Genomic DNA, 18,174 nt, shown 5'->3' with positions numbered 1-18,174 from the left:
CGGCCACCACTGACACACACCGGATCTTTACCGTTCACCGCCCGGGACCCTTCGGGTCCCGGGCGGTGCGCAGGGCACGATGCGGTGTCAGCTCAGGTGAAGTCGTCGTAGCCGGCCCGACGGCTCGGCTCACTGCCGCCGGAGTCCCCGCTCGCCTGCTCCGGGAGCATCCGGCTGGAGGCCACCGGCTCGCTCTCGCCGACAGCGGCAGGCGTCAGGTCCAGCTCGGAGGCCTCGTCGTCGTCCAGCTCCGCGTCCGGGTCGGCACGCTTGCGGCGGCGGTCGTGGAGCAGGCAGATGCCCGTGGCGCCGAAGTACAGGATCACGATCGGCAGTGCCAGCAGGGTCATCACCAGCGGGTCACCGGTGGGTGTGGCGAGCGCGGCGAAGACCGTGATGCCCAGCACCATGAACCGCCACCAGCCCAGGACCCGGCGGCCGGTGAGCACGCCGCCGAAGTTCAGCAGCACCAGCAGCAGCGGCAGCTCGAAGGCGAGGCCGAAGACGACGACCATGCGCGTGACGATGTCGATGAATTCATCGGCCGGGAAGAGGTTGGCCCAGTCGCTGGGTGTCAGCCCGACCAGGGCCCCGGCCGTGGTGGGCAGCACCGCGTAGGCGAGGTAGGCGCCCGCGAGGAAGAGCGGCACGCCGGCGCCGACGAAGCTCAGCGCGTACTTCTTCTCGTGCCGGTGCAGACCCGGGGCGAGGAAGGCCCACAGCTGGTAGAGCCAGATCGGGCTGGAGGCGACCACGCCGGAGGTGAGCGACAGCTTCAGCATGATCGTGAAGGGCGCGATCAGACCGTTGGCGGTGATCTCGGCACACGGATGCGCGCGGGGGCCGGCGGCGGCCGTACCCGAAGGACAGCCGACGACGTCGAGGACCGGCCCCGTGATGAAGCGCGCGATGTCCTGGTAGTAGACCATCGCGATCGCGGCGGCCACACAGACCGCCAGCACCGACTTCAGAAGCCGGTTGCGCAACTCACGCAGATGCGCCGCGAGGGGCATCCGCCCATCGGGATCCTTGTCCTGCTTGCGGGCAGACTTGAGCAACCCACTTCCTCGTCTCGTGCGTCAGCTTCCCGACCAACCGGGTCGGTAGGGCTGGGTCGGCTCGGTCAGTTCTGGTTGGTGCGGTTCGGCTCGGCCACCGGGCGCGAGCTGGACACATCACCGGGCGAGGCCTGGATCGTACGAGGCGCGGCCTGGGTGGCGTCGGCGGTGGGGTCGGACGGGGCGGCGGCGTCGCCGTCCTTCTCGCCCTCCTTCTTCATCGCCTTGGCCTCGCTCTTGAGGATACGAGCGGACTTGCCGAGCGAACGCGCCATGTCCGGGAGCTTCTTCGCGCCGAACAGCAGCACAACGATGACGAGGATCAGAATGATCTCGGGGGCCCTCAGGTTGCTGAACATGTGCGACTACCTTCTCGCCGGGGCGGCGTCTGCTGTGGTGCCTGCCGATGGGGTCGGACTGGCGTCCTGGTGCTAGCTCGATCGTAACGTTCGGTCGTGAACGCTGGGCAATCCCCTTGCATACTGCGGATTGCCTCCCCTGCCGGTGGTCCGACCCTGCCTAGTGGTCTGAACCACGCATGCAGGGTACCTCCCGGGTCCGCGTCACAGCAGAGTGCCGACGTCAGTAGTCACGACCGGCCTCATGGGCCCGCGCGGCAAGCGGCGTCGCCGCGCTTTCCAGGTCGGCGGAGGCCCGCTGGATCCGCTCCGACGCCGCACCGACCTGACGGGCCAGCCGCCGTACCTCGACGAAGACGCGGATGGCGAGGACGCCCAGCACGGCGATGCCGAGGAAGCCGAGGGCGATAGCGATCATGGGCCAGAGCATGGGGCGAGCCTATCGGTCAGCCCGTGTGCAGCCGCAGCGTGCGGACCCCGCCGCCGGTCAGCAGCTCGATGATCCGCTCACCGGCCGGCCGGCGCACCGCGCGCCCGCAGTCGGGGCAGGTGAAGGAGTAGAAGGTGGTGCGGCTGCTGGCGCCGATGGCCAGCCGGAAGGCGTCCGAGGCCAGTTCGAAACGGCCCCGGCAGTCCGTGCAGGCCGCCTTGAAGAGCACCGGAGCGGTCGTTGTCGCCATGGTGGTCGCCGCCATCGTGGTCGTCATCCTTCGCTGCTCCTCTTTACGGTTCGGTGCGCCCGCTACGGGACCCGGTGCCCCGCGGTCACCCGTCGTACGCCGCGAGCGCCTCACCCGCGGCCTGGCGTGCGCTGTCGGCGAGCGCCTGCGGGGACACGATGCTGCCGTCCCTGCCGAGCCGCAAGGCCAGCCGGCGCAGCGACGCGGGGTCGGGGGTGCGCAGGGTGATGCGCAGCCCGCCCTCGGGGAGCTCCTCGGCGCTGTCGTGCGGGTAGTACTCGGCGACCCAGCGGCCCCCGGGGCCCACCTCGATGATCACCTCGGGGTCCTCGGCGGCCGGCTGCACCAGGCCTTCCGAGAGGTCGCGCAGCTCGATGGGCGGCGGGTCGGCGGGCGCGTCCAGCAGCTTGATCTCGGCGACCCGGTCGAGCCGGAAGGTACGCCGCGCCTCCGAGAGCCGGCACCAGGCCTCGACGTAGGTGTGGCCGACCGCGAAGAGACGGATCGGGTCCACCTCGCGCTCGGTCAGCTCGTCGCGTGCCGGGGAGTAGTAGCGCAGCCACAGCCGGCGCCGTTCGGCGATGGCGCGGTCCACGTCGGCGAAGACACCGCCCTCGGATTCGAAGGTCACCGACAGCCGGGAGCTGGCACCGGCCACCTCGCCCGCGGCCGCCTCCAGCTTGGCGGTGGCGCGCAGCAGCGCCTGCCGGTCGCCCTCGCGCAGGCCGGGCAGCGTCGACACGGCACGGGCCGCGACGAGCAGCGCGGTGGCCTCGTCGGCGGCCAGCCGCAGCGGTTCGGCGACATCGTCGGGGTTGTGCCACCAGATGCGGTCGCCGTCGGTGTCGATGTCGAGGAGGTCGCCGCCACGGAAGCTCGTACCGCACATGGGCAGTACGTCGAGGTCGGCGATCAGCTCGTCCTCGGTGATGCCGAAGGCCCGCGCGACGTCGCCGACGCGGGCGCCGGGGCGCTCGCGCAGGTAGGTCACCAGGGACAGCATCCGGCGGGTCTGGTCGATCGCGTTCGTCGCCATGGGTTCTCGTATCCCTCTCAGCCCTTGGCCACGGCGCGCAGCCGGTCCACGACATCGGCCCGCAGTTCGGCGGGTTCCAGGACGACCACGTCGGGGCCGAACTCCACGAGCCAGGCGTCGAGTCCGTGCCCGTTGGGGATCTCCAGCTCGTCCCAGCCGTCGCCCAGGTCCCGGACGAAGAGCGCGCGGGCCCGCAGCGGATAGCCGTGCCCGGCACGGAGTTTGATCCTGGCGGTGCCGGTGGCGGTCTCGCCGGCCCAGCTCTCGACGGTCTCGCGGACGGTGACGTGATCGGGCACCGGAGCGGTGAACGCCCCTTGCCGGGAACGGACCTTGCCGGTGATCCGGGAGAGCCGGAAGACCCGCTCGGCCTTGCGCTCGCGGTCCCAGCCCGCGACGTACCAGTGGCCGCGCCAGCACTCCAGGATCCACGGTTCGACCTGCCGCTGCTCGGGGCGCGCGGCGTTGGACTTGCGGTAGTCGAAGACCACCGGCCGGCGGTCCCGGCAGGCCAGCATCAGCGGCTCGAACGCGGCTTCGTGGGTCGGGATGCGGGGTTCGAGGGCACTGTGCGGCTGCCCGGCGTCGAGGTCGGCGCCGTCGGCGGCCAGCGGCATCCCGGCCGCCCGCAGCTTCTGCAGGGCGCCGCTGGCCGCACCGGCCAGCCGGGCCTGCTGCCAGACCTTGGCGGTCAGTCCGAGGGCGGCGGCCTCCTCGGCGTCCAGGGTGATCGGCGGGAGGCGGTTGCTGTCGCGGCGGGCGAGATAGCCGACGTCGCCCTCGATGCCGTCAACGGTCTCGATCACCAGGCCCAGCTCGCGCAGGTCGTCCTTGTCCCGCTCGAACATGCGGTTGAAGGAGTCGTCGCCGCCCGCTTCCAGATACGCCTCGATCGATGACCGCAGTTCGCGCTTGGTCAGCGGTCGACGGGTCCCCAGCAGACACAGCGCCAGGTTCATCAGCCGCTCGGCCTTGGCAATCGCCATCGACGCCCTTTCTCGTTGTACTCCCGACCGTTGACCGTACCGCTCAGGGTGCCGACGGCAAAAGCCAGGTCCAGCGACTGAGGGCCCCCGCCGGATCGGCGGGGGCCCTCAGGGGTGTCGCTGTGGTCTCAGACGGAGACCAGGTCGCAGACGAAGATCAGCGTCTCGCCCGGGGCGATGCGGCCGCCACCGGCGCCACGGTCGCCGTACGCGAGGTGCGAGGGGATGGTCAGCCGGCGACGACCGCCGACCTTCATGCCCTGCACGCCCTGGTCCCAGCCGGAGATGACCTGGCCGGCACCGAGCTGGAACTGGAGCGGGGTGCCGCGGTTCCAGCTGGCGTCGAACTCCTCGCCGGTGCTGAACGCCACGCCGACGTAGTGGACGGAGACGGTGGCCCCGGCCTTGGCGACCGGCCCGTCACCCTCCCACAGGTCCACGATCTCCAGCTCGGTGGGAGCCGGGCCCTCAGGGAAGTCGATCTCGGGCTTGTCGATGCTCACGAATGTGCTCCTACTTACGGATCTTTGCGATTGCTGCGACAGTCTTGCAGATAGCGGTCAGAACGTGCCGAGGACGTCGACCTGGAAGACAAGGGCGTCGCCCTTGGCCAGACCACTGCCCTGCGGCGGGTTGTCGCCGTAGGCCTGCTCCGCGGGAATCGACAGCAGGACACGGTCGCCGACGTGCTTACCGACCAGACCCTTGTCCCAGCCCTTGATGACGCTGCTGGTGCCGATCTGGAAGGCGGTCGCACCGCCGTGGTCCCAGGACGAGTCGAACTTCTTGCCGTCCTTCCACTTCACGCCCGTGTACTGCGCGATCAGTCCGTCGCGGGCCTTCACCTCGGCGCCCTTGCCCTTGATCAGGACCTGGTCCTGGAGCTTGGTCGGCGCCTTCTCCCCCTCGGGGACGGTGATCTTCGCGGCCTTCTCGCCCTCGGCCTTCACCTCGGGCATACCGTCCTCGGCCGGCGCCTGCTTGCCCTCGGCCTTGGCCTTCTTGTCGACCTGCTTGGCGCCGACGACATCGACGACGAACACCATGCCGTCACCGGGCTTGACGCCCGACTGCGGCGGCACCTCGCCGATCAGGGCCTTGGCGGTGCCTTCCACCTGGACACGGCTGCCGACCTTCTTGCCCTTCAGCGCTTCCAGCACCTTCACCGGGACCGGCAGCTGCTGCTGCATCTGCGGGAGCTGCTCGTCGAGCGGGAAGACGAGCTGGCGCCGGGGGGCATTCTTGTCCGTGCCGGGCTGGACGTCCCAGCTGTTGCCGAGGCTCTGCCCCTTCGCCAGCTGGCCCGCGTAGTCGATGCGTACGTTGTCGCCCGACTTGACCGCGGCACCCTTACCCTCGGTAACGGTCTTGGTGACGACCTTGTCCGCGACCTTGGCGTTCTTGGCGACCTTGATCTTGGGCTTGTCCCCGACCGTGCCCTGCACACTGGCGACGGGGTCACCGGACGAGCCCTTGTCGTCATCGGACCCGCAGGCGGCGGTGAACAGCAGGAGGGGCACGGTCAGCACCGCGGCGGCGGCGCGACGGGTGTTTTTCGTGAGGTTCATCAGTCCAACTCGGGCTCGTGGGGTGGGTGGGCAATGCCCGCCACTCTACGACCTGACGCTGTGGGCGTTTCCCGGCGCAACACAGCAATGTGCCGAGAGCTTTTATGCTCCCGGCACACCACCGCAAACCCGCCGGTCACATCCCGGCGATCAGCTTCTCCACCCGGTCGTCCACGGATCGGAACGGGTCCTTGCACAGCACGGTGCGCTGCGCCTGGTCATTGAGCTTGAGATGCACCCAGTCGACCGTGAAATCACGGCGCTGTTCCTGAGCACGGCGGATGAAGTCCCCGCGCAGCCTTGCGCGGGTGGTCTGCGGAGGCACCGACTTGCCTTCGAAGATCTTCAAGTCGTTACAGATCCGCGCCGCCTGCCCCTTCCGCTCCAGGAGGTAATACAGCCCCCTGCGGCGGTGGATGTCGTGATACGCGAGGTCTATCTGCGCCACCCGGGGGTGGGACATGGTGATGTTGTTCTTTGCTCGATATCGCTCGATGAGCTGATGTTTCATCACCCAGTCGATCTCGGTCGAGATACGGTCCAGGTCCTCGTCCCGGATCGCTTCGAGCGTACGGCCCCAGAGCTCCAGGACCTTTTCGACGGTGCCGGTGCGGATTCCGCGGCGCTCGCAGAAGTCGACGGCCTTTTCGTAGTACTCCTGCTGGACCTCGAGAGCCGAGGCCTCACGCCCGCTGGCCAGCCGCACCTTGCGCTGTCCCGTGGTGTCGTGACTGACCTCACGGATCGCCCGGATCGGGTTCTCCAGCGTCAGGTCCCGCATGACGGTGCCCGCCTCGATCATGCGCAGCACGAGATCGGTGGCACCGACCTTGAGCAGCATGGTCGTCTCGGACATGTTGGAGTCACCGACGATGACGTGCAGGCGGCGGTAGCGTTCGGCGTCCGCATGCGGTTCGTCGCGGGTGTTGATGATGGGCCGGGAGCGGGTCGTCGCGGAGGAGACGCCCTCCCAGATGTGCTCCGCCCGCTGGCTGACGCAGTAGACCGCGCCCCGCGGTGTCTGGAGCACCTTGCCGGCACCGCAGATCAGCTGACGGGTGACGAGGAACGGGATGAGGATGTCCGCGAGCCGGGAGAACTCCCCGTGGCGGGCGACGAGATAGTTCTCGTGGCAGCCGTAGGAGTTTCCCGCCGAATCGGTGTTGTTCTTGAAGAGATAGACGTCGCCGGCGATTCCCTCCTCGTGCAGGCGGCGTTCGGCGTCGACGAGCAGGCCTTCGAGAATACGCTCGCCGGCCTTGTCGTGGGTGACCAGTTCGGTCACGTTGTCGCACTCGGGAGTTGCGTATTCCGGATGCGATCCCACGTCCAAGTACAGGCGGGCGCCGTTCCGCAGGAAGACATTGCTGCTGCGGCCCCATGACACAACACGGCGGAAGAGGTACCGCGCCACTTCGTCAGGTGACAGTCGGCGCTGTCCCCTGAACGTGCACGTGACGCCGTACTCGTTCTCCAGCCCGAAAATGCGGCGGTCCATGACTGAACATTACGCCTGATGCCCTGCTCTGAAACCGGGTTCGACGGCCCCGTTTCGATCATTTTCCGCCGGGACCGCACCGGCCGTACGCTGCACGGGATCCCCGAGGAATCGCTTCGTCGACAAAAGCACGAGCAGCGCGGCGATTCCGCCCGCGCCCGCCACCGCGAAACCCGCCGCCGCGCCACCGCTCTCCACCGCCGGCCCCACCACCGAGGCGCCCACCGCCGACCCGACGCCGAAGGTCGTCACCAGCCACGAAAACGCCTCCGTCACGGTGCCCTTGGGCGCGTGCCGGTCCACGACCACGAACGCGCAGGCGAGCGCGGGCGCCAGGAACACGCCCGCCACACCCGTCAGCACCGTCATCCAGACGGCCCCGGGAGCCAGCGCCAGCGGCAGGTACCCCAGCGCCAGCAGCCCGACGAGCAGCCGCAGTCGGCTCTCCGGCCTCCCCGGCCACTGGCGGGCGCCGTAGACCAGGCCACCGATCAGCGCGCCGACGCCCAGCGACGAGAGCAGATAGCTGGAGACCATGCCGCCGCCGTGGTCGTCGGAGTACGCCACCGCCGCGACAGCGATGGAGCCGAGCGCGAGCCCGACGAAGAAGAAGGCCCCGATCAGCACCAGCAGTCCGGCCGAGCGCAGCGCGCCCAGCCAGTGCGCCTCGCGCGGCCCGCTGCGCCACTGCCGGGACGGCTCGGACACGACGACGGAGAGCGCGCCGAGCACCCCGATCAGATTGATGACCAGGAGGGCGACCCGCTCGGACCAGGCCGCCACGCACAGCGTCACCAGCAACGGGCCCACCGCGAACATGACTTCCTGGGCCACCGCGTCCAACGCGTAGGCGGCGTGCACCCGGTCCTCGCGCTTGAGGACCCCGGGCCACAGGGCTCGCAGACCGCCCTCCAGGGGCGGGGTGAAGACACCGGCGATCACCATGGCGAGATACGCGAGCCACAGCACGTCCAGGCCGACGACGGCGAGCAGCGCCATGCCGAGCGCGGAGAGCACCGCGGCCGGCAGCATCACGCGCGGCTGACCGTAGAGGTCCACGGCGCGGCCGAGCAGCGGCTGGCCGACGGCGGTGAAGACGCCGTAGACCGCGGAGAGCGCGCCGGCCAGGGCGTAGCTGCCGCCCTCGGCGCGGATGAAGAGCACGATGGCCAGCGCGGCCGTGGCGTTCGGCAGCCTGCCGATCAGCGTGCCCGTCAGCAGCCGGGCCGCGTGCCGGGTCCTGAGCAGCTCCGCATATCCCGCGGCCATGCCTGCCCCTCTCCGTCGGGCCCAGCCCGTTCGTGTTACGTATAACCTCGGGCGTTATACGTATCATGACCACACCCCATGGGTCCACCGCACAGTGGCCCGGCACAAGGAGTGGAGCACCGGTGACCAGCAACGAGGCCGCACCGCCGGACCGCCGCGAGGCCGCCCGCGCGCACGCCCCGTCCCCCGGCGCCCGCGTCACCAGCCGGGATGTCGCGCACGCCGCGGGGGTCTCGCAGGCCGCCGTCTCCCTCGTCCTGGGCGACAAATGGCGCGGCCGGGTCTCCCCCGGCAAGGCCGAAGCGGTACGCGCCGCCGCCCGCGAACTGGGCTACCGGCCCAACCTCGCCGCCCGCAGCCTGCGCATGGGCCGCACCCGCACCGTCCTCCTCGTGGTTCCCGCGCTCACCACCGAGTTCTTCGCCCGCGTCTACACCGGGGCCGCCCGGATCGCCGCCGACCACGGCTTCGGCGTCGTCCTCTACCCCTCCCCCGAGGGCATCGGACCGGCCCGCGATCCCTTCGACTCCGCCTCGGCCACCCTGGACGGCGTGATCGCCTCCTCCATGGCCGCCGACGCACTCACCCCGCTCCGCGCCGCCGGACTGCCCCTCGTGATGCTGGACAGCGACCCGCGGGACGACCGCGCCACCGCCACCGTCAACCTCGACATCGCCGACGGCGTACGGCAGTTGACGGCCCATCTCGCTGCCCTCGGCCACCGCCGCATCACCCACCTCGCGGCCGATGTGGACTCCTGGACCTTCACCCTGCGCGCCCGCGCCGTCGACGCGGCGGTGGGCGCGATCCCCGGAGGAGTGCTGCGCCGGGCACCGGGCGCGCTCAGCGTGGACGCCGGCCTGCGGACGGCACATGCGGCACTGACCGCCCCCGGCCCCCGCCCGACGGCGCTGCTCTGCGACGACGACATCATCGCCGCCGGCGCCTGCAAGGCCGTACGCCGGCTGGGCCTGCGGGTCCCCGAGGACGTCTCCGTCACCGGATTCGACGATCTCGCCCTCGCCGTCGCCGTGGAGCCGGAGCTGACGACCGTACGGCTCCCCGCCGAGGAGTTCGGCGAAGCCGGCATGCGGGCCCTGATGACCGTGCTCGACGGCGGCCGCGCCGAGACCCCCACCCTGCCCGTCGCCCTCGTCACCCGAGGCTCCACGGCGCCACCGCCGGACAACGCCGCGCGCCCCGGCGGGAGTTGACCCACCGGGGCGCGATACCGGGCACCTGCTCCGAAGGAGCGGGGCCGCTCCTTCACCTACTCCTTCGAACCGGACGACCCGTCAGCATCATCCGATGCGTCCGGCTTGGCGGAGCCGGACGAACCGGAACCCGCCTTGCCGGTCGATCCCTTGCCGCCGGCACCCTTGCTGTCGGAGGCCTTGCCGTCAGACCCCTTGCCCGCGCCGCCGGAGGACTCCCCGGCACCGCTCTCGGTGTCGGCATCCGCGTCGGCATCCGGCTTCCCGGCGCCCTCGGCGGAGGGCTCGTCCAGCAGCCGGGAGAGCTGACGCCCCAGGATCCGCTTGAACTTCCGCTGCTGCGGCCGCGTACGGTCCAGGGTCGCGACCTCGAGCTGCTCGGCGGTCAGCGCACGCTCACCGCCGTTGTTGTCCCGCGACAGCGAATCGACAGCCAGCTTCAGGGCCTCGGCCAGCGTCATGCCGTCGCGGTGATGCTGGTCGAGATAGCTGCTGATGGTGTCGGCGTTGCCGCCCACCGCGACCGAGCCGTGCTCGTCCACGATCGAGCCGTCGTGCGGCAGCCGGTAGATCTGATCGTCCTCGGCCGCCCTTCCGACCTCGGCGACGATCAGCTCGACCTCGTACGGCTTCTCCGCGGCGCTGGAGAAGATCGTGCCGAGCGTCTGGGCATAGACATTCGCGAGACCGCGCGCGGTCACGTCCTCGCGGTGGTACGTATAGCCCCGCAGATCGGCGTAACGGACACCACCGATCCGCAGATTCTCGAACTCGTTGTATTTGCCGACCGCGGCGAAAGCGATGCGGTCATAGATCTCGCTGACCTTGTGCAGGGCGCGGGAAGGATTCTCGGCGACGAATACCACGCCGTCGGTGTACTGCAGCACCACGACGCTGCGACCGCGCGCGATGCCCTTGCGGGCATACTCGGCGCGATCCGCCATGGCCTGCTGGGGTGAGACATAGAACGGCGTCGACACCGGCTATCCGTCCCTTTCTGTCAATGGCGCGCTGAGTAGCTGGGGGAGCATTCCGGACCATCCGTCCCGTCAGAGCAGCTCGGCACGCGGGCCGTCGGGCTGCTGGAGCCGGCGCTCATGAATGGCACGGGCGATCTCCGAGACCTCGGCTTCGGTGAACTTCTTGAAGCCGTCCTCGGTGATGACCGTGACGATCGGGTAGATCCGCCGGGCCAGATCGGGCCCGCCGGTCGCCGAGTCGTCGTCCGCGGCGTCGTAGAGCGCCTGGACGACGGCCGTGGCGGCCTGATGCTCCGTGAAGTCGTCGCGGTAGAGCTTCTTGAGGGCACCACGGGCGAAGACGGAACCGGATCCCGTCGACGCGAAGCCGTGCTCCTCGGAGCGCCCGCCGGTCACGTCGTACGAGAAGATGCGGCCCTTCCCGCGGTCGACGTCCCAGCCGGCGAACAGCGGCACCACGGCCAGGCCCTGCATGGCCATCCCGAGATTGCCGCGGATCATCGTGGACAGCCGGTTCGCCTTGCCCTCCAGGGAGAGTTGGGCGCCTTCCACCTTCTCGAAGTGCTCCAGCTCCAGCTGGAACAGCTTGACCATCTCCACGGCGAGACCGGCGGTGCCGGCGATGCCCACCGCGGAGTACTCGTCGGCCGGGAACACCTTCTCGATGTCGCGCTGGGCGATGACATTGCCCATCGTCGCCCGCCGGTCACCGGCGAGCACCACGCCGCCGTCGAACGACGCCGCCACGATCGTCGTGCCGTGCGGCGCCTCGATGGCGCCCTGCACGGGCGGCAACGGGCGGTTGCCCGGCAGCAGATCCGGAGAGTGCTCGCCGATGAAATCCATGAACGACGAGGATCCAGGCGTCAGGAAGGCAGCTGGTAGACGCCCGGTGCTACGAGTGTTGGCTTCCACACGTTTCCTTCCAGATATTCGGCCGCCCGCCTCAAGGTGTCCGGCCGATCCTTGAATTGACCCAAGGCTGCGTTGCAGCTGAAGCACCGTACGCCTCGGACCCTACCCGCCTCGCGGCTGTGATCCACATGAGTTCCGCAACCGGGCCACTCACCCCACCGGCCGCCTCGCGCGCGCCTGTCCGGCATGCCGCCGGGGCGGCGCGCACCGGCGGACCGAACCGAACGGGATCCGCCGGTTCCGGGAGTCCCGGTGCGCCCCGGGCGGCGTCGGCGGCGCCCCGAGGGCCACCGCCGACGCCGCGCGGGCCACGAACCGGCTACTCGCCGCCCTTCTGAACGAAGGACCGCACGAAATCCTCGGCATTCTCTTCGAGTACGTCGTCGATTTCGTCCAGGACGGAATCCACGTCGTCCGACAGCTTTTCCTGGCGCTCCTTGAGGTCTTCGGAAGCCTCCGCGTCCTGCGTCTGCTCCTCGACCTCTTCGGTGGAACGCGTGGCCTTCTGCTGTCCGCCGCCGCTGTCCTTGGTCGCCATATCCCTCACCCCGCTCGGTTCGCCCCGCTCGATGAGACCTTCAAGATCCGACCCTACAAGCAGGGTCCGACATCGGCCCTGCACTTGGTGCAACGTCCGGGCGTCACCTCGATGATTCCCGCACCGCAGCCATTTCAGCCGTGGATCAGCCATGGATCGCGACGGATTCCGTCCCGGATCCGCCGCAGATCACCGTCCGGACAGCGTCCTCACCAGCTCTTCGGCCGTGCGGCAGCGGTCCAGGAGGTCCTTGACGTGGGTCCGGGTACCGCGCAACGGCTCCAGCGTGGGAACCCGCTGCAGGGAGTCCTGGCCGGGCAGATCGAAGATGACCGAATCCCAGGAGGCGGCCGCTACGTCATCGGCGTACTGCTCCAGACAGCGGCCGCGGAAATACGCCCTGGTGTCCTCCGGAGGCTTCATCTCGGCCCGCTCGACCCCGGGCTCGTCCAGCAGGCGCTTCATCTTCCCGCGGGCCGCCAGACGGTTGTACAGGCCCTTCTCGGGGCGTACGTCGGCGTACTGCAGGTCGATGAGGTGCAGGCGCGCGGCGTCCCAGCCCAGGCCGTCGCGGCGGCGGTATCCCTCCATCAGCTCCCGCTTGGCGACCCAGTCCAGCTCGCCCGACAGGCTCATCGGGTCGTTCTCCAGCCGCCCGAGCACGTCCTCCCACCTGGTCAGGACGTCCTTGGTCTGCTCGTCCGCATCCGCTCCGTAACGGTCCTCGACGTATTTGCGGGCCAGCTCGAAATACTCCATCTGGAGCTGTACGGCGGTGAGGGTGCGGCCGCTGCGGAGCGTGATCAGGTGGTGCAGATCGGGATCGTGCGAGACCTGGTGGAGGGTGCGGACGGGCTGGTCGACGGCCAGGTCGACAGCGATGAAACCGTCCTCGATCATGGAGAGCACCAGAGAGGTGGTGCCGAGCTTCAGATAGGTCGAGATCTCCGAAAGGTTCGCGTCACCGATGATGACGTGCAGGCGGCGGTAGCGCTCGGCGTCGGCATGCGGTTCGTCGCGGGTATTGATGATCGGCCGCTTGAGCGTCGTCTCCAGGCCGACCTCGACCTCGAAGTAATCGGCCCGCTGGCTGAGCTGGAAGCCGTGGTCGTGGCCGTCCTGGCCGATACCGACCCGGCCGGCGCCGGTGACCACCTGGCGCGAGATGAAGAAGGGCGTCAGGTGCCGCACGATGTCCGAGAAGGGGGTCTCCCGCTTCATCAGGTAATTCTCGTGCGTGCCGTAGGACGCGCCCTTGTTGTCGGTGTTGTTCTTGTAAAGGTGGATCGGCTGGGCACCGGGGACCTGTGCGGCCCGCTCCGCGGCCTCGGCCATGATTCGCTCGCCGGCCTTGTCCCACAGCACCGCGTCGCGCGGGTTGGTGACCTCCGGAGAGCTGTATTCGGGGTGCGCGTGGTCGACGTAGAGCCGGGCGCCATTGGTCAGGATCACATTCGCGAGGCCGATGTCCTCGTCGGTGAGCTGACTGGAATCGGCGGCCTCGCGGGCGAGGTCGAAGCCACGGGCATCCCGCAGCGGATTCTCCTCCTCGAAATCCCAGCGGGCACGTCGTGCCCGGTGCATCGCCGCCGCGTAGGCATTGACGACCTGGGACGAGGTGAGCATGGCATTGGCGTTCGGGTGGCCGGGAACGGAAATTCCGTACTCCGTCTCGATTCCCATTACTCGCCGTACGGTCATGCGGCCCTCCTTGCCCGGCGGCGCCCCCTGATGGGGTCGGCGCTCAAGTACCGCTGCGCTTCCGGTACGTGTGCGATCCCCGCTCCCGCACAGCGTGACGCCGCGATACCCAAGAGCCTAGAACGCCTCAGCGGCGCTGGGGAGATCATTACAGTCATTGCTCCCGTCCGGTTTTCCCTGTCCGGTACGCCAGGCCGGGGGCGGCCGGGCCGCCCCCGGAAAAGCGTCCGGCTGCGGACGCCCCGTGCAGGACATCCGCAGCCGGAGAGCGGTCTTACAGGTATTGGCCGGTATTCGCCACCGTGTCGATGGAGCGGCCGGTGTCCGCGCCCTGTTTTCCGGTGACCAGCGTGCGGATGTAAACGATCCGCTCGCCCTTCTTACCGGAGATACGGGCCCAGTCGTCCGGGTTGGTGGTGTTGGGCAGGTCCTCGTTCTCCTTGAACTCGTCCACGCATGCCTGGAGGAGGTGGGAGACCCGCAGACCCTTTTGGTTGTGCTCGAGGAATGCCTTGATGGCCATCTTCTTCGCACGTCCGACGATATTCTCGATCATCGCGCCGGAGTTGAAATCCTTGAAGTACAGGACTTCCTTGTCACCATTGGCGTAGGTGACCTCCAGGAAGCGATTCTCCTCAGATTCCGCGTACATCTGCTCGACGACCGACTGGATCATCCCGCTGACCGCGGCCTTACGCGACTCGCCGTGTTCGGTGAGGTCGTCGGAATGCAGCGGCAGGCGTTCCGTGAGGTACTTCGAGAAGATGTCCTTGGCCGCCTCGGCGTCCGGACGCTCGATCTTGATTTTCACATCGAGCCGGCCGGGGCGCAGAATCGCCGGGTCGATCATGTCCTCGCGGTTCGAGGCGCCGATCACGATGACGTTCTCCAGGCCCTCCACGCCGTCGATCTCGGAGAGCAGCTGCGGGACGATGGTGTTCTCCACGTCCGAGCTGACACCGGATCCACGGGTGCGGAAGAGGGAGTCCATCTCGTCGAAGAAGACGATGACAGGGGTTCCCTCGCTCGCCTTCTCCCGGGCCCGCTGGAAGACCAGCCGGATATGCCGTTCCGTCTCGCCGACGTACTTGTTGAGAAGCTCGGGGCCCTTGATGTTGAGGAAGAAGCTCTTCCCCGCGGGCTGCCCGGTCACCTCGGCGACCTTCTTGGCAAGGGAGTTGGCGACCGCCTTGGCGATGAGTGTCTTGCCGCAGCCGGGAGGGCCGTAGAGCAAGACGCCCTTGGGCGGACGGAGTTCGTGTTCCTTGAAGAGGTCGGGATAGAGGTACGGAAGCTCGACCGCGTCCCGGATCAGTTCGATCTGGCCGCCCAGACCGCCGATCTTGGTGTAGTCGATGTCCGGGACCTCTTCGAGGACGAGCTCCTCGACCTCGCTCTTCGGGATGACTTCATAGACGTAGCCGGAGCGGGGTTCGAGCAGCAGGGCGTCCCCGGCGCGGATGGTGATGTCCAGCAGCGGCTCGGCGAGCCTCACCACCCGCTCCTCGTCGGTGTGCCCGACCACCAGGGCGCGCTCGCCGTCCTCAAGGATCTCCTTGAGGGTGACGATGTCGCCGGCGCTCTCGTACTCCATGGCCTCGACCACGTTGAGCGCTTCATTGAGCATGACCTCTTGGCCGCGCCTGAGGTCCTCTGTCTCCACGCTGGGACTGACATTCACGCGGAGTTTTCTGCCTCCGGTGAAAATGTCGGCCGTGCCGTCCTCATTCGCCTGCAGGAAGACACCGAAGCCGGCCGGCGGCTGTGCGAGCCGGTCGACTTCCTCCTTGAGCGCGACGATCTGGTCGCGGGCCTCGCGGAGAGTATTGGCGAGTCGCTCGTTCTGAGCCGAAACGCCGGCCAGGTTGGTCTGCAGCTCGACGATCCGCTCTTCGAGAATCCTCGTGTGACGCGGAGAGTCGGCGAGCTTGCGTCGCAGGACGGCGATCTCCTGCTCGAGATAGGCAACCTGACCGGCGGGATCTTCAGACCCTCGCCCCGGCCGGATGCCGCGGTTGATGTCGTCGTCGTGGGCTGCCACGGTCCTCACCTCCTCCAAGGAGCTGGACGCTTCCTGACCCTACCTGGGCCGGTGCAGGTTGAAACCCCTAGATCGAAAAGACTGTCGGGGTGTGTCCGATCTTCACCCTTGCGCACGTCCTCACGCCTAAGGAATACCCACCCAACAGCATCGGAAAGCGAGCGGTTGTATCGTCGAGTCGGTCAACACCCGTCAGGGCTGGCGCCACTTAGACAAAAACGGTTCACGTACGCAGGGAACGGCAGGCGAGATGACCGCGCAGGAAGAAGCCCGTCCAGAGCTTGAAGTCTGGATCGACCAGGACCTGTGCACCGGTGACGGCATCTGTGTGCAGTACGCGCCCGAGGTCTTCGAGCTCGACATCGACGGCCTGGCCTATGTGAAGAGCGCCGATGACGAGCTGCTCCAGGACAAGGGCGCCACAACGCCCGTCCCGCTGAAGCTGCTCAACGACGTGAAGGACTCGGCGAAGGAGTGCCCAGGGGACTGCATCCACGTCCGCCGCGCGACGGACGGGGTCGAGGTCTACGGACCGGACGCGGAGTAGACGCGGCGCGGACACGGCGTAGGCGTGGCGTAGCCGGCGTCGACACCGCGGACGACGGGTGACGGATCACGCACGCTCGGTGCTCGCGGCGGCCGGCAGATCGCTCTGGATGAACTTCCCGTCCTTCCATTGCCACTTGACGGATGTGTGCACGTCGGGGCAGCAGCGCGGGATGTCGTTCGTGGAGTAGCTCAGGAGTTTCGCGGAGATCTCGCGGCCCCGGAGGGTGAGGTCCTGGACGTTGGTCTTCTGGGACGGCGCGAGAAGGGTCGCCACGACCCTCGGCGCGGCCTTCGGGTCGGTCGGCTGCGCCAGGACGTAGGCGCCGCTGGGCGGGGTGCCGAAACCGGAGTGGCAGCGGACCACGGCGACGGTCTCGGACGTGCCGTTGCCGTCAAGGTCGCCGGAGGCCTTCTTCACCACGTCGATGCGGTTGGGGCCGCAGTCGACCGGAAAGGTCACCTTGCCCGGGTCGGGGGCGGCTGCCGCGGCGCGGTGGGCGACCTGCGGATCCGGGGTGGGCGTGGCCGTGGCATCGGGAGGCTGGACGAAGGACGCGGCCGCGATGACCGCCGAGAGAGCGGTGGCGGTGGCGAGCCAGTGCATGGGGCGGGGCTGAGTGTGCGAGAGGTCCTGGCCTGCCGAAAGCTGCACGCGGGGTAACTCCTGTGAAGAGCTGTGGCTGTGGGAGTGCCAAGCATCGTTCCACAGGAGCGAGCGGCTAGGAACCAGCTGGGCCGGAGTTTTGTTCCCGTTCTCGTGGAGGAAACGAAAAGGCGCCGCCGGCGGTTCCCCTGGGGAACTCGTCGGCGGCGCCTGAGGGTTCGTCGGCCGGATCCGGTCGGTCAGCCGCGCTCGGCGGAACCGCTGCTTCCGGAGGCCGCGGCCCCGTCTGCCTTACCGGGCCCGGTGTAGTCGTCGCCGTACGCGCCCTTGGCGGGCCGGCGGCGGCGCAGCGGAGGCTCGACGCCGTCCGCGAGGCGGCGGGCGGTCAGCAGGAAGCCGGTGTGGCCGATCATGCGGTGGTCCGGGCGGACGGCGAGGCCCTCGACGTGCCAGGTGCGGACCATGGTTTCCCAGGCCGACGGCTCGTTGAAGGTGCCGTGCTCGCGGATCGCCTCGACGGTGCGTGCCATCTGTGTCGTCGTGGCGACGTAGGCACAGAGGATGCCGCCGGGGACCAGGGCCTTGGAGACGGCCTCCAGGCACTCCCAGGGGGCGAGCATGTCGAGGATGACGCGGTCGACCTCGGTGTCGGAGAGGTTGTCCTGGAGGTCGCCGACGGTGAGGGTCCACGCGGGGTGCGGGCCGCCGAAGTAGCGCTCGACGTTCTGGGTGGCGATGTCGGCGAAGTCGGCGCGGCGCTCGTAGGAGTGCAGCATTCCCTGGTCGCCGATGGCGCGCAGCAGGAAGCTGCTGAGCGAGCCGGACCCCACCCCCGCCTCGACGACACGGGCGCCGGGGAAGATGTCGGCCATCGCCAGGATCTGCCCCGCGTCCTTGGGGTAGACCACGGCGGCACCGCGGGGCATGGACAGGACGTAGTCGGGGAGCAGCGGGCGCAGCGCGAGGTAGGCGACGTTCCCGGTGGTACGGACAACACTGCCCTCGGGAGCACCGATCAGCTCGTCGTGGGGGAAAGCTCCCTTGTGGGTGTGGAAGCTTTTTCCCTCTTCGAGCGTGAAGGTGTAGTGGCGTCCCTTGGGGTCGGTGAGCTGGACCTGGTCCCCGACCTTGAAGGGGCCGCGACGGCGGGCGGCACCGGTCGGTTCGGACATGTGAAC

Annotated in this window: 19 protein-coding genes and 1 pseudogene; 2 read left to right on the top strand and 18 right to left on the bottom strand. The window is 68.8% G+C overall.

Features of this window, described 5'->3' with window-relative positions:
- Nucleotides 1-92: 92 nt before the first annotated feature.
- The 10 genes from tatC to ACIRQ7_RS23345 all read right to left on the bottom strand — a co-directional run bounded on the left by tatC (nucleotide 93) and on the right by ACIRQ7_RS23345 (nucleotide 8,454).
- Nucleotides 93-1,058 carry a twin-arginine translocase subunit TatC gene (gene tatC, locus ACIRQ7_RS23390; protein WP_404264747.1) on the bottom strand — a complete coding sequence of 322 codons (966 nt, stop codon included), beginning with the start codon at nucleotides 1,056-1,058 and terminating at the stop codon, nucleotides 93-95.
- 65 nt (nucleotides 1,059-1,123) lie between these two features.
- On the bottom strand, nucleotides 1,124-1,417 hold the full coding sequence (gene tatA / locus ACIRQ7_RS23385) for a Sec-independent protein translocase subunit TatA (RefSeq protein WP_404264746.1): 294 nt from the start codon (nucleotides 1,415-1,417) through the stop codon (nucleotides 1,124-1,126).
- Between the two features lie 223 nt (nucleotides 1,418-1,640).
- Complete coding sequence (locus tag ACIRQ7_RS23380; protein ID WP_404264745.1) at nucleotides 1,641-1,847, bottom strand: hypothetical protein; 207 nt, start codon at nucleotides 1,845-1,847, stop codon at nucleotides 1,641-1,643.
- 16 nt (nucleotides 1,848-1,863) lie between these two features.
- The gene (locus ACIRQ7_RS23375) at nucleotides 1,864-2,124 is read right to left on the bottom strand and encodes a hypothetical protein (RefSeq protein WP_403673522.1); all 261 of its coding nucleotides are present in this window, start codon (nucleotides 2,122-2,124) and stop codon (nucleotides 1,864-1,866) included.
- Between the two features lie 58 nt (nucleotides 2,125-2,182).
- On the bottom strand, nucleotides 2,183-3,133 hold the full coding sequence (locus tag ACIRQ7_RS23370; protein WP_401473438.1) for a helix-turn-helix transcriptional regulator: 951 nt from the start codon (nucleotides 3,131-3,133) through the stop codon (nucleotides 2,183-2,185).
- A gap of 17 nt (nucleotides 3,134-3,150) precedes the next feature.
- The gene (locus ACIRQ7_RS23365) at nucleotides 3,151-4,119 is read right to left on the bottom strand and encodes a helix-turn-helix transcriptional regulator (protein ID WP_401473441.1); all 969 of its coding nucleotides are present in this window, start codon (nucleotides 4,117-4,119) and stop codon (nucleotides 3,151-3,153) included.
- Between the two features lie 128 nt (nucleotides 4,120-4,247).
- Nucleotides 4,248-4,622: an FKBP-type peptidyl-prolyl cis-trans isomerase gene (locus tag ACIRQ7_RS23360; RefSeq protein ID WP_404264744.1), complete on the bottom strand. Its 375-nt coding sequence runs from the start codon at nucleotides 4,620-4,622 to the stop codon at nucleotides 4,248-4,250.
- Nucleotides 4,623-4,679: 57 nt separating this feature from the next.
- Nucleotides 4,680-5,687 (bottom strand): FKBP-type peptidyl-prolyl cis-trans isomerase, encoded by a 1,008-nt coding sequence (locus ACIRQ7_RS23355; RefSeq protein WP_401473447.1) that lies wholly within the window; start codon nucleotides 5,685-5,687, stop codon nucleotides 4,680-4,682.
- A 136-nt stretch (nucleotides 5,688-5,823) separates the two neighbouring features.
- The gene (gene pafA, locus ACIRQ7_RS23350) at nucleotides 5,824-7,185 is read right to left on the bottom strand and encodes a Pup--protein ligase (RefSeq protein ID WP_401473450.1); all 1,362 of its coding nucleotides are present in this window, start codon (nucleotides 7,183-7,185) and stop codon (nucleotides 5,824-5,826) included.
- A gap of 9 nt (nucleotides 7,186-7,194) precedes the next feature.
- Nucleotides 7,195-8,454, bottom strand: a complete 1,260-nt coding sequence (locus tag ACIRQ7_RS23345) for an MFS transporter (RefSeq protein WP_404264743.1) — start codon at nucleotides 8,452-8,454, stop codon at nucleotides 7,195-7,197.
- Between the two features lie 122 nt (nucleotides 8,455-8,576).
- Here ACIRQ7_RS23345 and ACIRQ7_RS23340 point away from each other — a divergent pair, with 122 nt between their 5' ends.
- Nucleotides 8,577-9,668, top strand: coding sequence for a LacI family DNA-binding transcriptional regulator (locus ACIRQ7_RS23340; RefSeq protein WP_404264742.1), 1,092 nt, complete (start codon nucleotides 8,577-8,579; stop codon nucleotides 9,666-9,668).
- Between the two features lie 56 nt (nucleotides 9,669-9,724).
- Here ACIRQ7_RS23340 and prcA read toward each other — a convergent pair whose 3' ends face one another.
- From prcA to arc, 6 genes and pseudogenes are all read right to left on the bottom strand, one after another.
- Entirely contained in the window at nucleotides 9,725-10,648 is a 924-nt protein-coding gene (gene prcA / locus ACIRQ7_RS23335; RefSeq protein WP_404264741.1) for a proteasome subunit alpha, read from the bottom strand.
- A 69-nt stretch (nucleotides 10,649-10,717) separates the two neighbouring features.
- On the bottom strand, nucleotides 10,718-11,563 hold the full coding sequence (gene prcB / locus ACIRQ7_RS23330; protein ID WP_401473462.1) for a proteasome subunit beta: 846 nt from the start codon (nucleotides 11,561-11,563) through the stop codon (nucleotides 10,718-10,720).
- Nucleotides 11,515-11,694 (bottom strand): annotated as a pseudogene (locus ACIRQ7_RS23325) (endonuclease domain-containing protein); the annotation flags it as partial. The pseudogene ACIRQ7_RS23325 and the gene prcB, both read right to left, overlap by 49 nt.
- Nucleotides 11,695-11,882: 188 nt before the next feature.
- Complete coding sequence (locus ACIRQ7_RS23320; RefSeq protein WP_393894349.1) at nucleotides 11,883-12,101, bottom strand: ubiquitin-like protein Pup; 219 nt, start codon at nucleotides 12,099-12,101, stop codon at nucleotides 11,883-11,885.
- Between the two features lie 189 nt (nucleotides 12,102-12,290).
- Nucleotides 12,291-13,802, bottom strand: a complete 1,512-nt coding sequence (gene dop, locus ACIRQ7_RS23315; RefSeq protein WP_401473466.1) for a depupylase/deamidase Dop — start codon at nucleotides 13,800-13,802, stop codon at nucleotides 12,291-12,293.
- 274 nt (nucleotides 13,803-14,076) lie between these two features.
- Nucleotides 14,077-15,843 carry a proteasome ATPase gene (arc, locus tag ACIRQ7_RS23310; RefSeq protein ID WP_401473469.1) on the bottom strand — a complete coding sequence of 589 codons (1,767 nt, stop codon included), beginning with the start codon at nucleotides 15,841-15,843 and terminating at the stop codon, nucleotides 14,077-14,079.
- Nucleotides 15,844-16,093: 250 nt separating this feature from the next.
- Here arc and ACIRQ7_RS23305 point away from each other — a divergent pair, with 250 nt between their 5' ends.
- Nucleotides 16,094-16,390, top strand: coding sequence for a ferredoxin (locus ACIRQ7_RS23305; RefSeq protein WP_404264740.1), 297 nt, complete (start codon nucleotides 16,094-16,096; stop codon nucleotides 16,388-16,390).
- A 66-nt stretch (nucleotides 16,391-16,456) separates the two neighbouring features.
- On the opposite strand, the gene ACIRQ7_RS23300 is transcribed toward ACIRQ7_RS23305, so the two are convergent.
- Nucleotides 16,457-17,044: a hypothetical protein gene (locus ACIRQ7_RS23300; RefSeq protein ID WP_404264739.1), complete on the bottom strand. Its 588-nt coding sequence runs from the start codon at nucleotides 17,042-17,044 to the stop codon at nucleotides 16,457-16,459.
- Nucleotides 17,045-17,235: 191 nt separating this feature from the next.
- A complete protein-coding gene (locus ACIRQ7_RS23295; protein ID WP_404264738.1) occupies nucleotides 17,236-18,168 on the bottom strand; it encodes a tRNA (adenine-N1)-methyltransferase in 933 nt (310 codons plus the stop codon).
- Between the last annotated feature and the right edge of the window lie 6 nt (nucleotides 18,169-18,174).

This window comes from Streptomyces sp. NPDC101393 (assembly GCF_044767385.1).
In the GTDB taxonomy this organism is placed as follows: Bacteria; Actinomycetota; Actinomycetes; order Streptomycetales; family Streptomycetaceae; genus Streptomyces.
This window is presented reverse-complemented; position numbering and strand designations above follow the sequence as displayed.

Coding starts and splice junctions, on each gene's coding strand:
- tatA (WP_404264746.1), bottom strand. CDS start 1,417: ATGTTCAGCAACCTGAGGGCCCCCGAGATCATTCTGATCCTCGTCATC.
- ACIRQ7_RS23380 (WP_404264745.1), bottom strand. CDS start 1,847: ATGCTCTGGCCCATGATCGCTATCGCCCTCGGCTTCCTCGGCATCGCC.
- ACIRQ7_RS23375 (WP_403673522.1), bottom strand. CDS start 2,124: ATGACGACCACGATGGCGGCGACCACCATGGCGACAACGACCGCTCCG.
- ACIRQ7_RS23370 (WP_401473438.1), bottom strand. CDS start 3,133: ATGGCGACGAACGCGATCGACCAGACCCGCCGGATGCTGTCCCTGGTG.
- ACIRQ7_RS23365 (WP_401473441.1), bottom strand. CDS start 4,119: ATGGCGATTGCCAAGGCCGAGCGGCTGATGAACCTGGCGCTGTGTCTG.
- ACIRQ7_RS23355 (WP_401473447.1), bottom strand. CDS start 5,687: ATGAACCTCACGAAAAACACCCGTCGCGCCGCCGCCGCGGTGCTGACC.
- pafA (WP_401473450.1), bottom strand. CDS start 7,185: ATGGACCGCCGCATTTTCGGGCTGGAGAACGAGTACGGCGTCACGTGC.
- ACIRQ7_RS23345 (WP_404264743.1), bottom strand. CDS start 8,454: ATGGCCGCGGGATATGCGGAGCTGCTCAGGACCCGGCACGCGGCCCGG.
- ACIRQ7_RS23320 (WP_393894349.1), bottom strand. CDS start 12,101: ATGGCGACCAAGGACAGCGGCGGCGGACAGCAGAAGGCCACGCGTTCC.
- dop (WP_401473466.1), bottom strand. CDS start 13,802: ATGACCGTACGGCGAGTAATGGGAATCGAGACGGAGTACGGAATTTCC.
- ACIRQ7_RS23305 (WP_404264740.1), top strand. CDS start 16,094: ATGACCGCGCAGGAAGAAGCCCGTCCAGAGCTTGAAGTCTGGATCGAC.
- ACIRQ7_RS23295 (WP_404264738.1), bottom strand. CDS start 18,168: ATGTCCGAACCGACCGGTGCCGCCCGCCGTCGCGGCCCCTTCAAGGTC.